The sequence below is a fragment of the Oleiphilus sp. HI0086 genome (assembly GCF_001635225.1).
Window position 1 is genome coordinate 1 of record NZ_LWFZ01000653.1, and the last position, 15053, is coordinate 15053.

The 15053-nt window shown below is 45.3% G+C and carries 11 protein-coding genes, 1 tRNA gene and 1 pseudogene; all 13 read left to right on the plus strand.

The window, feature by feature from the left end; translation table 11 throughout:
• Positions 1-181 (plus strand): annotated as a pseudogene (gene tuf, locus A3756_RS09180) (elongation factor Tu); the annotation flags it as partial.
• 47 nt (positions 182-228) lie between these two features.
• Positions 229-304, plus strand: a tRNA-Trp gene (locus tag A3756_RS09185).
• 53 nt (positions 305-357) lie between these two features.
• Positions 358-726 (plus strand): preprotein translocase subunit SecE, encoded by a 369-nt coding sequence (gene secE, locus A3756_RS09190; RefSeq protein WP_068507441.1) that lies wholly within the window; start codon positions 358-360, stop codon positions 724-726.
• A 13-nt stretch (positions 727-739) separates the two neighbouring features.
• The gene (nusG, locus tag A3756_RS09195; RefSeq protein WP_068507438.1) at positions 740-1273 is read left to right on the plus strand and encodes a transcription termination/antitermination protein NusG; all 534 of its coding nucleotides are present in this window, start codon (positions 740-742) and stop codon (positions 1271-1273) included.
• A gap of 99 nt (positions 1274-1372) precedes the next feature.
• The gene (gene rplK, locus A3756_RS09200; protein WP_068507436.1) at positions 1373-1807 is read left to right on the plus strand and encodes a 50S ribosomal protein L11; all 435 of its coding nucleotides are present in this window, start codon (positions 1373-1375) and stop codon (positions 1805-1807) included.
• Positions 1807-2505 carry a 50S ribosomal protein L1 gene (rplA, locus tag A3756_RS09205; RefSeq protein WP_068553378.1) on the plus strand — a complete coding sequence of 233 codons (699 nt, stop codon included), beginning with the start codon at positions 1807-1809 and terminating at the stop codon, positions 2503-2505. Before rplK ends, rplA begins: the two co-directional genes overlap by 1 nt.
• A gap of 226 nt (positions 2506-2731) precedes the next feature.
• Positions 2732-3262 (plus strand): 50S ribosomal protein L10, encoded by a 531-nt coding sequence (rplJ, locus tag A3756_RS09210; RefSeq protein WP_068507430.1) that lies wholly within the window; start codon positions 2732-2734, stop codon positions 3260-3262.
• Positions 3263-3300: 38 nt separating this feature from the next.
• Positions 3301-3681 carry a 50S ribosomal protein L7/L12 gene (gene rplL / locus A3756_RS09215; protein ID WP_068507428.1) on the plus strand — a complete coding sequence of 127 codons (381 nt, stop codon included), beginning with the start codon at positions 3301-3303 and terminating at the stop codon, positions 3679-3681.
• A 284-nt stretch (positions 3682-3965) separates the two neighbouring features.
• Positions 3966-8036 (plus strand): DNA-directed RNA polymerase subunit beta, encoded by a 4071-nt coding sequence (rpoB, locus tag A3756_RS09220; RefSeq protein ID WP_068507426.1) that lies wholly within the window; start codon positions 3966-3968, stop codon positions 8034-8036.
• An 88-nt stretch (positions 8037-8124) separates the two neighbouring features.
• Positions 8125-12339, plus strand: a complete 4215-nt coding sequence (gene rpoC, locus A3756_RS09225) for a DNA-directed RNA polymerase subunit beta' (protein WP_068553379.1) — start codon at positions 8125-8127, stop codon at positions 12337-12339.
• 182 nt (positions 12340-12521) lie between these two features.
• Complete coding sequence (gene rpsL / locus A3756_RS09230; protein WP_068456027.1) at positions 12522-12896, plus strand: 30S ribosomal protein S12; 375 nt, start codon at positions 12522-12524, stop codon at positions 12894-12896.
• A gap of 153 nt (positions 12897-13049) precedes the next feature.
• A complete protein-coding gene (rpsG, locus tag A3756_RS09235) occupies positions 13050-13520 on the plus strand; it encodes a 30S ribosomal protein S7 (protein ID WP_068509920.1) in 471 nt (156 codons plus the stop codon).
• Between the two features lie 64 nt (positions 13521-13584).
• A partial coding sequence (gene fusA, locus A3756_RS09240) for an elongation factor G (RefSeq protein WP_068553380.1) occupies positions 13585-15053 on the plus strand: 1469 nt, incomplete at its 3' end.

Consider the following 15053-nt stretch of genomic DNA (forward strand, 5'->3'; position numbering starts at 1 on the left):
GACTGATGTGACAGGTGCTTGTGAGTTGCCTGAAGGTGTTGAAATGGTAATGCCTGGTGATAACGTACAGTTAACAGCTACTTTGATCGCGCCAATCGCGATGGAAGAAGGTCTACGCTTCGCGATTCGTGAAGGTGGTCGTACTGTAGGTGCGGGTGTTGTAGCTAAGATTGTTGAATAATCTTAGTCTATGTTTGGAAGGCAGCTTGATGCTGCCTTCTTTTGTATAGGCCAGTAGCTCAATTGGCAGAGCAGCGGTCTCCAAAACCGCAGGTTGGGGGTTCGATTCCCTCCTGGCCTGCCATTTATTCTAGTAATAAATGGTAGTGGAACAGAATACTTATTAGTGCGTCGATTATGAATGCAAAGGTAGAGAAAGAAGGTAGTGCGCTAGATACGCTGAAGTGGTTGTTGGTGCTTTGTTTGGTGTCAGCGGGCGTGGTGGGTAACTACTATTTTGAAGCAGAATCTCTGTTGTACAGAGTGCTTGCGCTACTTGTTTTGGCATTTGTTGCTGGATGGGTTGCCGTTCAAACGACAAAAGGGCAGGCCTTTGCGAAGTTGGTCTCTGAAGCTCGTTTAGAGATTCGTAAGGTTGTATGGCCTACTAAGCAAGAGTTGACCCAGACGACAATGATAGTTGTTGTTTTTGTGTTAGTGGTTGCGCTTATTTTATGGGGTGTCGACTCCCTGATCGGCTGGATTGTTTCCAGTATTATAGGGTAGTAGGAGAATCACGATGTCCAAAGCTTGGTATGTAGTTCATGCCTATTCAGGTTACGAAAAGCAGGTAATGCGCTCGTTGCAAGAGCAGGTTGCTTTGAAAGGCTTGGAAGCAAAATTTGGTGAAATACTGGTTCCTACAGAGGAAGTGGTAGAAATGCGCGAAGGTAAAAAGCGCAAGAGTGAGCGTAAGTTTTATCCAGGCTACGTTCTTGTGCAAATGGAAATGGACGACGATGCTTGGCATTTGGTTAAGTCCACTCCAAGAGTGTTAGGCTTTATTGGTGGTACTGCTGAAAGACCTGTGCCAATTACTGATCGTGAAGCTGATACGATTCTTCAGAAGATAGAGACGGGTGCAGAGAAACCTCGTCCTAAGACCTTGTTTGAAGCTGGTGAAGTGGTTCGGGTTATCGATGGGCCGTTTGCAGACTTTAATGGTGTTGTTGAGGAAGTAGATTACGAGAAGAGCCGCGTTAAAGTAGCGGTTCTGATTTTTGGTCGCTCTACCCCTGTCGAACTAGAGTTTGGGCAAGTAGAAAAAGACTAAGCAAGTAAGATTTTATCTGCTCACTTTGCGAACTGCAAAGTGGGCTTTTTCTGTCTATACGGGGAGCTATTGAAGCGTTTGAACCCGAAGGAGTAAAAAATGGCAAAGAAAGTTGATGCTTATATCAAGCTTCAGGTAGCCGCTGGTAAAGCGAATCCAAGTCCGCCGGTTGGTCCTGCACTAGGTCAGCACGGTGTTAACATCATGGAATTCTGTAAAGCGTTTAACGCTCAGACTCAAGGTGTTGAACCAGGTCTGCCAGTTCCTGTTGTAATTTCTGTATATAGTGACAAGAGTTTTACTTTTGTCATGAAGACCCCACCTGCATCTATTCTGTTGAAGAAAGCTGCTGGTATCACTAGTGGTAGCGGTCGTCCTAATACTGAGAAGGTTGGAACTGTTACTCGCGCTCAGTTAGAAGAAATTGCTAAAACTAAAGACCCTGACTTAAATGCAGGTGATATGGATGCTGCAGTAAGAATTATTGCTGGTACAGCGCGTAGCATGGGACTTAATACTGAGGGTGTTAACTAATGGCAAAATTAACAAAGCGCCAAAAGTTGGTGCAGGAAAAAGTTCAAGCAGAAAAAGCGTACACGGTAGAAGAAGCGGTAGCTTTGCTTGCTGAGCTTTCAAACGGTGTTAAGTTTACTGAGTCGGTAGATGTTGCTATCAACCTAGGTGTTGATGCGCGTAAATCTGACCAGGCTGTTCGAGGTTCTACAGTACTACCAAATGGAACTGGCAAAACAGTTCGTGTTGCTGTGTTTACTCAAGGTGAAAATGCAGAGAAAGCTAAAGAAGCTGGTGCTGATATCGTTGGTATGGACGAGTTGGCTGCTGAAGTTAAAGCTGGAAACATGGATTTTGACGTAGTTGTTGCATCTCCGGACGCAATGCGTGTAGTTGGTCAGTTAGGTCAAATTCTTGGTCCACGCGGTCTAATGCCAAACCCGAAAGTTGGTACAGTGACGCCAGACGTAGCGACTGCCGTTAAAAATGCAAAAGCTGGTCAGGTTCGTTATAGAACTGACAAGAACGGTATTGTTCATACTATCGTTGGTAATGTTGAGTTCTCAGCTGATTCGATTAAACAGAATATCGAAGCATTGTTGGCTGACTTGAAGAAGGCTAAGCCTGCTTCTGCAAAAGGTGTTTATTTGAAGAAAGTTACACTTTCTTCAACAATGGGTCCTGGTCTACTTATTGATCAGAGCTCAGTGTCTTCATAAGAAGATATGTTAAAGAATACTTTGGAGTCTGAGCCTAGCTCGGGCTGTCAAAGACCGCAGGTGTTGGCTATTTATTAATTTAGAGTGCTAACTTAATCTCCTGCGCAGACGGTGTGTGGACTCTCTTAAATGAGTTGTATCTCCGCCGTAGGTCGCTCCCTGTTTATGCTAACAGGGGGTGGAACTAAGTGGTCAGCTTCGGCTGACTCTCTTGAGGAGAAAACCAATGGCAATTGGAATCGAAGACAAAAAGGCGATTGTCGCCGAAGTCAACGAAGTTGCTGGCGGTGCTTTATCTCTTGTGATGGCTGATTATCATGGCGTTGACGCTAATGATATGACAGGCCTTCGTAAAGAAGCTCGTGAAGGCGGAGTTTATCTTCGTGTCGTTCGAAACACCTTAGCAAAGCGTGCGGTAGAAGGAACAGAGTTTGAATGTGCAGCTGAAGCGTTGGTTGGTCCAACAATTCTTGCATTTTCTTTGGAAGATCCAGGTGCGGCAGCGCGCTTGTTGAAAGATTTTGCTAAAGAAAAAGAAGCATTCGAGATAAAAGCATTAGCGGTTGGTGGTGAACTACTGGGTGCAGATCAGATCGATCGTTTGGCTAAGTTGCCAACGCGCGATCAGGCGTTGGGCATGTTGGCCAGCGTTATTCAAGCACCTATTACCAAGCTTGCACGTACATTCAACGAAGTTCCTTCGAAGGTTACTCGTGCAGTGGCAGCAGTTCGCGATCAGAAGAAAGACGCAGCTTAATTATTTTTTATATAACTTACATTTAGGAGAATGGGACCATGTCTCTATCTAAAGACGATATTTTAAATGCAATCGCTGAAATGAGCGTAATGGACGTTGTTGAACTAGTTGAAGCAATGGAAGAGAAATTCGGCGTATCTGCAGCTGCTGCTGTAGCTGCTGCTCCTGCTGCTGGCGGTGACGCTGGTGGTGCTGCTGCCGCTGAACAGACTGAGTTTGACGTTGTTCTTGCAGGCGCTGGCGACAAGAAAGTTAACGTAATCAAAGCAGTTCGTGCTCTTACAGGTCTTGGCCTTAAAGAAGCGAAAGCAATGGTTGATGGTGCTCCATCTACTGTTAAAGAAGGCGTTAGCAAAGACGACGCTGAAGCTGCTAAGAAAGAGCTTGAGGAAGCTGGCGCATCTGTTGAAGTTAAGTAACTATAATTATAGTTATTTGATGCATGCAGAAGCACACGCATCCTAACGAAATTGGCTGGTAGCATTTGCTGCCGGCCTTTTTCTGTTGTTAGTTAGTAGATAGCTTTCATTATATTGATGCTAACAAGCATCATAGAACAAACTATAAGAAGGTTTGTTAGAAAGGAATATTTGGCAAAGCCTTGAGCATGCAATAAGTATCTCTTTCTAAACATAGCCTGTTATTAAACGGTGTCAACCGTTCAACAATTCAGACCGTTAAGTCACAAAACTGGGGAATATAAATGGCCTACTCGTATACAGAGAAAAAGCGTATTCGTAAAGAATTTGGCGTGTTACCAACCGTCATGGATGTGCCGTATCTTTTGTCTATTCAAATAGACTCGTACTTAAGCTTCTTGCAGAGTGACAATGACCCAGAGTCTCGTGACGATGTTGGTCTTCACGCTGCATTCAAGTCAGTTTTTCCAATTTTGAGCTTCTCAGGTAATGCTGCATTAGAATATGTGAGCTACCGTTTGGGTGAACCCGCATTTGACGTAAAAGAGTGTATTCAGCGTGGTGTAACATACGCAGCTCCATTGCGTGTTAAGGTTCGATTGATTATTTATGATAAAGAATCATCAAATAAAGCAATCAAAGACATCAAAGAGCAAGAAGTATACATGGGCGAAATGCCGCTCATGACCGAAAATGGTACATTTGTTGTTAACGGTACTGAGCGTGTAATCGTCTCTCAGTTGCATCGTTCTCCAGGCGTATTTTTTGATCACGATAAGGGTAAAACACACTCTTCTGGTAAGTTGTTACACTCTGCTCGTGTTATTCCTTACCGTGGTTCATGGTTGGACTTTGAGTTTGACCCGAAAGACAACGTTTTTGTTCGTATTGACCGACGTCGTAAACTACCTGCATCGATCTTGCTACGTGCGCTTGAATACAGCACACAAGAAATTCTTGAAATGTTCTTCGATACCAGTGCATTCGTTATTTCCGGCGAGAGCTGTAAGCTAGAGTTGGTGCCTGCTCGCCTACGTGGTGAGCTTGCAAGTTTCGAAATTAAAGATGCTGACGGTAAGGTTATCGTTGAAGAAGGTCGTCGTATTACTGCGCGTCATATCAGACAGCTTGAGAAGCTTGGTAATCACCTTGAAGTTCCACGTGAGTACCTACACGGCAAGGTGACAGCGAAAGACTTGATCAATGAAGAAACTGGCGAATTGGTTGTTGAGTGTAATACCGAAATCACTGATGAAGTGATCGATACAATTATTGAAGCGGGTATCGAATCGTTCGAGACGATTTATACGAACGAACTAGATTGCGGCCCGTTCATGTCTGATACGCTAAGAATCGATCCGACAAGTAATCAGCTTGAAGCTCTGGTAGAGATTTATCGTATGATGCGTCCTGGTGAGCCGCCAACTAAGGATTCAGCAGAGAACCTGTTCAAGAACTTGTTCTTTACTTCTGAGCGCTACGATCTTTCTGCAGTAGGCCGCATGAAGTTTAATCGCCGTATCGGACGTAGCGATGAGACGGGCGAAGGCGTACTGTCAAATGAAGATATTATCGATGTCTTGAAAACATTGATCGATATTCGAAATGGTAAGGGTGAAGTTGATGATATCGATCACTTGGGTAACCGTCGTATTCGATCTGTAGGTGAAATGGCAGAGAACCAATTCCGTGTTGGTTTGGTTCGTGTTGAAAGAGCTGTACGTGAGCGTTTGAGCATGGCTGAGTCTGATGGTCTAATGCCACAAGACTTGATCAATGCTAAGCCTGTCGCTGCAGCCGTTAAAGAATTCTTTGGTTCTAGCCAGTTATCTCAGTTTATGGATCAGAACAACCCGCTTTCTGAGGTGACTCATAAGCGTCGTGTATCAGCATTAGGCCCAGGTGGTTTGACTCGTGAGCGTGCTGGTTTTGAGGTTCGAGATGTACACCCGACTCACTACGGTCGCGTTTGTCCTATCGAAACGCCTGAAGGTCCAAACATCGGTTTGATTAACTCTTTGGCAACCTACGCACGAACTAACTCTTTTGGCTTCTTAGAGAGTCCGTATAGAAAAGTTGTTGACAGTGTTGTAACAGACGAGATCGAGTATCTGTCAGCAATTGAAGAAAGTGGCTTCATTATCGCACAGGCTAGTGCTGTTGTTAGTGAAGACGGTAAGCTAACTGAAGAGCTTGTTAACGTTCGATATAAAAACGAATTTACAGTAACGCCACCTGAGAAGGTTAACTATATGGACGTGTCACCACGTCAGGTAGTATCGGTAGCAGCTTCTTTGATTCCTTTCTTGGAACACGATGATGCGAACCGTGCTTTGATGGGGTCAAACATGCAGCGTCAGGCTGTTCCAACCCTACGTGCTGAAAAGCCATTGGTTGGTACGGGTATTGAGCGAATTGTTGCTCAGGACTCCGGTGTATGTGTGGTTGCAGATCGAGGTGGTGTAATCGAACGTGTCGATGCAGGCCGAATTGTTGTTCGTGTTAACGATGATGAGACTGCACAAGGCGACGCAGGTGTAGATATCTACAACCTAACGAAATATGTTCGTTCAAACCAAAATACTTGTATAAATCAACAGCCTTTGGTTAAGCAGGGTGAGCAAATTTCTCGTGGTGACGTACTTGCTGATGGTCCTTCGGTTGATATGGGTGAGCTGGCTTTGGGTCAGAACATGCGTATCGCCTTTATGCCTTGGAACGGTTACAACTTTGAGGATTCGATCCTTGTATCTGAGCGTGTAGTTCAAGAAGACCGTTTCACAACTATCCATATTCAGGAATTGACTTGTGTTGCGCGTGATACCAAGTTAGGTAGCGAAGATATTACTGCCGATATTCCGAATGTTGGTGAGAACGCACTTTCCAAGCTGGATGAGTCGGGTATCGTTTATATCGGTGCTGAGGTGGGTGCTGGTGATATTCTTGTTGGTAAGGTAACACCTAAGGGCGAAACCCAGTTAACGCCTGAAGAAAAGCTACTTAGAGCAATCTTCGGTGAAAAAGCATCTGATGTTAAGGATACTTCACTGCGAGTTTCTACAGGAACGCGTGGTACGGTAATCGACGTTCAGGTCTTTACTCGTGACGGTGTTGAGAAAGATCAGCGTTCGAAAGATATTGAAAACGATCAGCTTGATAAGTTCCGTAAAGATTTGAAAGATGAGTATCGCATTGTTCAGGGCGCAACTTATGAGCGTCTTACAAAAGCTTTGCTTGGTCAGTCTGTAATTTCTGCGCCAGGTTTGAAGAAGGGCGATACCCTTAGTGAAGATTACCTTAAAGGCTTAGAGCCTAGCGATTGGTTCACAATTCGTATGTCTGAAGACTCTCTAAATGAGATGTTGGAGAAGGCAGAGGCGCAATTGGAAGATCGTCGTAAAGATCAGGAAGAGCGCTTCGAAGTTAAGAAGGGTAAGCTTCAGACTGGTGATGATCTCGCACCGGGTGTACTGAAAATAGTTAAGGTTTACGTTGCGATCAAACGTCGTATTCAGCCTGGTGATAAGATGGCTGGACGACACGGGAACAAGGGTGTTATCTCGGTTATTATGCCAGTTGAAGATATGCCATATGATGAGCATGGTAACCCAGTAGATATTGTACTTAACCCGCTAGGTGTTCCGTCTCGAATGAACGTCGGTCAGGTACTGGAAACACACTTGGGTTGTGCTGCAAAAGGTCTTGGTAAGAAAATTGACCTTATGATTAAACAGCAGAAAGAAGTGCAAGAACTACGTGGCCTACTGGATCAAATCTATAACGGTGTTGCTGATAAGAAAGAAGCGTTGGATACCTTTAGTGATGAAGAGATTCTAGAGCTGGCACATAACCTTCGCGGTGGTGTTCCAATGGCGACTCCTGCTTTTGATGGTGCGAAAGAGTCTCAGATTAAAGAGCTTCTTCGTCTAGCCGGTCTTGATGATAGTGGTCAGGTTCAATTATATGATGGTCGTACTGGGGACTCTTTTGATCGTCCAGTTACCGTTGGCTATATGTATATCCTTAAGTTGAACCACTTGATTGATGACAAGATGCACGCTCGTTCTACGGGTTCATACAGCCTTGTTACTCAGCAGCCATTGGGCGGTAAAGCTCAGTTTGGTGGTCAGCGCTTCGGTGAGATGGAAGTATGGGCGCTAGAAGCTTACGGTGCTGCTTATACGCTACAGGAAATGCTTACGGTTAAATCTGATGATGTTAACGGCCGTACCAAGATGTATAAGAACATCGTTGATGGTGATCACCGTATGGAGCCTGGCATGCCAGAATCATTCAACGTACTTGTTAAAGAAATTCGCTCGCTTGGTATTGATATCGAGCTGGAATCAGAGTAGTTCGCAAGTCAATACAAACAATTACGCGGAGGCGAGCGCTTCTAGATGAAGCGTTCGCGGATAGATAACTCCAATTGGAGCAAAACCGATGAAAGATTTATTAAACCTATTAAAAAACCAAAATCAAACTCAGGAATTCGACTCAATTCGTATTGGCTTGTCGTCTCCAGAAATGATCCGATCTTGGTCATACGGTGAAGTTAAGAAGCCAGAAACGATTAACTATCGTACATTCAAGCCAGAGCGTGATGGCTTATTTTGTGCCAAAATTTTCGGTCCTATCAAGGACTATGAGTGCTTGTGTGGTAAGTACAAGCGCCTTAAGCATCGTGGTGTAATTTGTGAGAAGTGTGGTGTAGAAGTTGCGCTTGCTAACGTAAGACGTGACCGTATGGCTCATATCGAACTAGCTAGCCCAGTTGCTCACATCTGGTTTTTGAAGTCTTTGCCGTCACGTATTGGTATGCTTTTAGATATGACTTTGCGTGATATCGAGCGAGTATTGTATTTCGAATCATACATGGTTATTGATCCGGGTATGAGTACGCTTGAGCACGGTCAGCTACTTAGTGACGAACAATATTACGAGGCACTTGAAGAGTTCGGTGATGAGTTCGACGCTAAGATGGGTGCAGAAGCGATTCAAAGCTTACTGCAGAACATCAATCTAGAAGAAGAGATTGAGCGTTTAAGAGAAGAGATTCCAGCGACTAACTCAGAAACAAAAATTAAGAAGCTATCTAAGCGTCTTAAATTATTAGAGTCTTTCCACAGCTCAGGCAATAACCCTGAGTGGATGGTCTTGAAGGTGTTGCCTGTACTTCCACCAGATCTTCGTCCTTTGGTTCCCCTGGATGGCGGTCGTTTTGCGACGTCTGATCTGAACGACCTTTATCGTCGAGTGATCAATCGTAACAATCGTTTGAAGCGACTACTAGAGCTGAGCGCACCAGATATCATTGTTCGTAACGAAAAACGTATGTTGCAAGAATCTGTGGACGCATTGCTAGATAACGGCCGTCGTGGTCGTGCTATCACTGGTTCAAACAAGCGTCCTCTTAAGTCTTTGGCTGACATGATCAAAGGTAAGCAGGGTCGTTTCCGCCAGAACCTTCTTGGTAAGCGTGTTGATTACTCTGGTCGTTCGGTGATCGTTGTTGGTCCTAGCCTTCGTTTGCATCAGTGTGGTTTGCCTAAGAAAATGGCACTTGAGCTATTTAAACCATTTATCTTCTCTAAGCTTGAGCATCGTGGTTTAGCTACGACCATCAAAGCGGCGAAGAAGATGGTTGAGCGTGAAACACCTGAAGTATGGGACATTCTTGCTGAAGTAATTCGTGAGCACCCGGTAATGTTGAACCGTGCACCGACACTTCACCGTTTGGGTATTCAGGCATTTGAGCCGGTATTGATCGAAGGTAAAGCGATCCAGTTACACCCACTAGTTTGTGCGGCATATAACGCTGACTTTGATGGTGACCAAATGGCGGTACACGTTCCTCTGACGCTAGAAGCTCAGTTGGAAGCGCGTGCCTTAATGATGTCTACTAACAATATTCTTGCGCCTGCGAATGGTGAGCCAATTATAGTTCCTTCCCAAGATGTTGTACTAGGTTTGTACTATATGACACGTGAGCGTATAAACGCTCAAGGTGAAGGTATGGTTTTCTCTGATATTAAAGAGGTTCAGAGAGCATACGGTGCGAAAAAAGTTCACTTGCAGGCGAAAGTAAAAGTTCGTCTTACAGAGGTTACCAAAGATGAAGACGGTAACAATGTAAGCAAGTCGTTGATTGCAGATACGACAGTTGGTCGAGCAATGTTGTTCGATATTCTTCCTGATGGCTTACCATTTGATTTAGTTAACCGCCCGATGGTTAAAAAGGCGATCTCTAAGTTGATCAATACTGCATATCGCGTATGTGGTTTGAAAGATACGGTAATCTTCGCAGACCAGCTTATGTATTTAGGCTTTTCTCAAGCGACGTTTTCTGGCTCATCTATCGGTGTTAACGACTTCGTTATACCTGATGAGAAATATACGATTATCGATGCGTCTTCTGCTGAAGTAAAAGAGATCGAGACTCAGTTTGCCTCAGGTCTTCTGACGCACGGTGAGAAATACAACAAGGTTATCGATATCTGGGCGAGAGCTAACGATAAAGTCGCTAAAGCGATGATGGATAATCTCGGTAAAGATACCGTCGTTGATCGTGAAGGTAAGACGGTTGAGCAAGACTCATTTAACTCAGTCTTTATGATGGCTGACTCAGGCGCAAGGGGCTCGGCTGCACAGATTCGTCAGCTAGCTGGTATGCGTGGTTTGATGGCTAAGCCGGATGGTTCGATCATCGAAACGCCAATCACAGCAAACTTCCGTGAAGGTTTGAACGTACTTCAGTACTTCATCTCTACTCACGGTGCTCGTAAAGGTTTGGCGGATACGGCATTGAAGACTGCAAACTCCGGTTACCTAACTCGTCGTTTGGTTGACGTTGCCCAGGATCTTGTTGTGACCAATGATGATTGTGGCACCAAAGAAGGTCTGTTAATGACGCCAATGATTGAAGGTGGTGATGTTGTTGTACCACTAGGTGATCGTGTATTGGGTCGTGTTGCAGCAAAAGATATCTTTGCACCGGGTGATTTAGAAAATGTTGTTCTGCCTGTTGGCACCTTCTTGGATGAAAAGAAGGTATCCGAACTAGAAAAGGCAGGTGTTGATGAAGTATGGGTTCGCTCAGCGATTACCTGTGATACTCGACACGGTGTTTGTGCCCAGTGCTACGGTCGTGACTTGGCTCGTGGTCATGTTGTTAATAAGGGTGAGGCTGTTGGTGTTATCGCTGCGCAGTCAATCGGTGAGCCGGGTACACAGTTAACGATGCGTACTTTCCACATCGGTGGTGCGGCGTCTAGATCATCTGCAGTAGATAATATTCAGGTTAAGCATGGTGGTAAGATCCGCCTGCATAATATGAAGTCGATTGAGCGTAAAGACGGCTGCCTAGTTGTAACCTCTCGCTCTTCTGCGCTAGCAGTAGCTGATGAGCATGGTCGCGAGCGTGAGTGGTATAAGCTTCCTTACGGTGCTGTGATCTCGGCTAAAGACGGTGACAAGATCGAAGCGGGTGGTGTGGTTGCTAAGTGGGATCCACATACGCACCCAATCATTACCGAAAATGGTGGTAAGGCTCAGTTCGTTGGAATGGAAGAGGGTATTACTGTAACGACTCAAACTGATGAGTTAACAGGTCTATCCAATATCCAGATTATCGATCCGAAAGATCGTCCATCTTCAGGTAAAGATATTCGTCCAATGGTTCAGCTTGTGGATGAAGATGGTAACCCTGTCTTGTTACCAGGTACAGATAATCCGATTCAGGTATTCTTGCCAGCTAACGCTTTGTTAAATATGCGTGATGGCGACATGGTTGAAGTAGGCGACGTCTTGGCTCGTATTCCTCAAGAGTCATCTAAGACTCGTGATATCACAGGTGGTCTACCGCGAGTAGCTGACTTGTTCGAGGCGCGTAAGCCTAAAGAGCCTTCTATCTTGGCTGAAATTTCTGGTGTTGTTAGTTTCGGTAAAGAGACTAAGGGCAAGAAGCGATTAGTGATTACGCCTAAAGATGGTGCTGAGCCGTATGAAGCATTGATTCACAAGTATCGCCAGTTGAACGTATTCGAAGGCGAAACAGTAGAAAAGGGTGAGGTTATCTCGGATGGACCTTCTAACCCGCACGATATTTTGCGCCTACTGGGTGTTGTGGAGCTATCTAAATACATCACTAACGAAGTGCAGGACGTTTACCGTTTGCAGGGTGTTGTAATTAACGATAAGCATATCGAAGTTATCGTGCGCCAGATGTTGCGTAAAGTTGAGATTACGCAGTCTGGTGATACTGACTTGATCAAGGGTGACCAGGTTGAGTATGTGAAGTTCTTGGAAGCTAATGAAGAGGCTGATTCGAACGACAAGATGCCTGCGCAGTGTGAGCGTCAGTTGTTGGGTATTACCAAAGCTTCGCTTGCAACTGAGTCGTTTATCTCTGCTGCATCGTTCCAGGAAACAACGCGCGTACTGACTGAAGGTGCGGTGACAGGTAAGCGTGACTACTTACGTGGCTTGAAAGAGAACGTGGTAGTGGGCCGTTTGATCCCGGCAGGTACAGGTTTGGCTTACCACTCAGAGCGTAAGCGTAAGAAAGATCAGAAGTTGGCACCTATCGCTGAAGAGGGCTTGGGTGTAAGTGCACAGGATGTTGTTGCAGCATTGAGTGCCGAGCTTAATAAGCAGTAATTGCTTGTTAAGTAAGTGGATGCAGGTGCGGTGAACAAAAAATCACCGCATTGCTTGACAGTTGAGGGGGGCGTCATTAGACTTGCGCCCCTCAACTTTATTGTGCCAGCAATTTCGGCATAGTAGTTTGACGTTTTGTAATGAAACGGTTTTTAAAAATATAGATATTGGAGTTTGCTTACATGGCAACGATTAATCAGTTGGTACGTAAGCCTCGTAAACGTGTAGTCGCGAAAAGTGACGTACCCGCGTTGCAGGCTTGTCCTCAACGTCGAGGCGTTTGTACTCGTGTATACACTACGACACCTAAGAAGCCAAACTCGGCTTTGCGTAAGGTTTGTCGTGTTCGTCTAACGAACGGTTACGAGGTTACATCGTATATCGGTGGTGAAGGCCATAACCTACAAGAGCACAGCGTTGTTCTTATTCGTGGTGGTCGTGTTAAAGATTTGCCTGGTGTTCGTTATCACACAGTTCGTGGTAGCTTGGATACTTCAGGTGTTGCAGATAGACGTCAGGGTCGTTCTAAATACGGTGCTAAGCGTCCTAAGGGATAGTCTTAGGTCTGTCTGAAAGCGTTAATTGTCATAAATATTTCAATTAACAATGAGATAATTGATTGAAGGATAAGAGTAAGGTCGGACTGGCGAAATATTTCGTTTTATGTCTGAGCGAACCTGAAGACCTTTGATGTTAAAAGAGGGCTTGTCATGCCAAGAAGAAGAGTCGTAGCAAAACGCGAGATACTTCCAGATCCTAAATTTGGAAATCAAACGCTTGCAAAGTTTATGAACCACGTAATGGTTCATGGTAAAAAATCCGTAGCAGAGAAAATTGTATACGGTGCATTAGATGCTGTTAAAGCAAAGGGTCATGAAGATCCTTTAGAGCTGTTTGATAAAGCGCTAGAGTCTATCCAGCCAATGGTAGAGGTTAAGTCTCGCCGTGTTGGTGGTGCTACTTATCAGGTTCCAGTTGAAGTTCGTCCGGCTCGTCAGGTAGCGCTAGCAATGCGTTGGTTGGTGGACTACTCTCGTAAGCGTGGCGAAAAGTCTATGGCTTTGCGTCTAGCGGGTGAGATTATCGATGCAGCCGAAGGTAAGGGTGCAGCGGTTAAGAAACGTGAAGATGTTCACAAGATGGCCGAAGCAAACAAGGCTTTCTCTCACTACCGTTTCTAAGGTATACGAGTGTTATATGGCCTGCATTTTATGCGGGCCTTTTTGGGTTTAAGAGGATAAAAAATTGGCACGTAAGACTCCAATTTCCAGGTATAGAAATATTGGTATTTGTGCGCACGTTGATGCTGGTAAAACAACGACAACGGAGCGAGTTCTTTTCTATACAGGCTTGTCGCATAAAATAGGTGAAGTGCACGATGGTGCGGCGACAATGGATTGGATGGAGCAGGAGCAAGAGCGAGGTATCACGATAACCTCTGCTGCGACCACGTGTTTCTGGTCGGGAATGCAGCAACAGTTTGATCAGCATCGCGTGAATATTATCGATACGCCTGGGCACGTTGACTTTACAATTGAAGTAGAGCGCTCGCTCCGCGTGCTTGATGGTGCGGTTGTGGTTTTGTGTGGTTCGTCAGGTGTGCAGCCGCAAACTGAAACGGTCTGGCGGCAGGCTAATAAATATGAAGTGCCGCGCATGGTCTTTGTTAATAAGATGGACCGAACAGGTGCTGACTTCCGAATGGTAGTCGAACAGTTAAAAGATCGTCTAGGTGCTACGCCAGTGCCTCTGCAAATGACAATTGGTGCAGAGGACGAGTTTAAAGGTGTGGTTGACCTGATTAAGATGAAAGCTATTTTATGGAACGAAGCTGATCAGGGTATGACCTTTGATTACGCAGAGATTCCTGAAGATCTGCTGGATGAGTGTGAGGAGATGAGAGAGTTTCTTGTTGAGTCCGCTGCAGAGGCGGATGATGACTTGATGGAGCTTTATTTAGAAGGTGAGCAGCTTTCTGAGCAGCAAATAAAGCAGGCGATTCGCAAGCGTACGTTGGCGAATGAGATTGTGCCGGTTATTGGCGGTTCTGCTTTTAAGAATAAAGGTGTTCAGGCGATGCTTGATGCTGTTGTTGAGTACCTGCCGTCTCCTGAAGAGGTTAAAGCGATCGAGGGTGTGCTTGATGATGACGAGACTGTTGAGTCTCGAGAGGCTGATGATTCTGCTCCATTTTCTGCTCTTGCGTTTAAGATTGCGACGGACCCCTTTGTTGGTACTCTGACTTTCTTTAGGGTCTACTCTGGATCGCTAAAAACCGGCGATACCGTGTATAACCCAGTTAAGGGTAGGAAGGAGCGCATTGGTCGAATGGTGCAGATGCATGCAAATGACCGAGAAGAAATAAAAGAAGTATTGGCTGGAGATATTGCAGCTGCGGTCGGCCTTAAGGATGTTACTACTGGCGAAACGCTATGTAATATTGAGAACAAGATTACGCTTGAGCGTATGGAGTTTCCAGAGCCTGTAATTTCGGTTGCAGTGGAGCCTCGTACGCAGGCAGACCAGGAAAAGATGGGTGTTGCCCTAGGTAAGCTTGCGCAGGAAGATCCTTCGTTTAGAGTAAAAACCGATGAAGAGACGGGCCAGACGATTATCTCCGGAATGGGCGAATTGCACCTGGATATCATCGTTGATCGCATGAAGCGTGAGTTCAGTGTTGAGGCAAATATTGGTAAGCCGCAGGTGGCTTACCG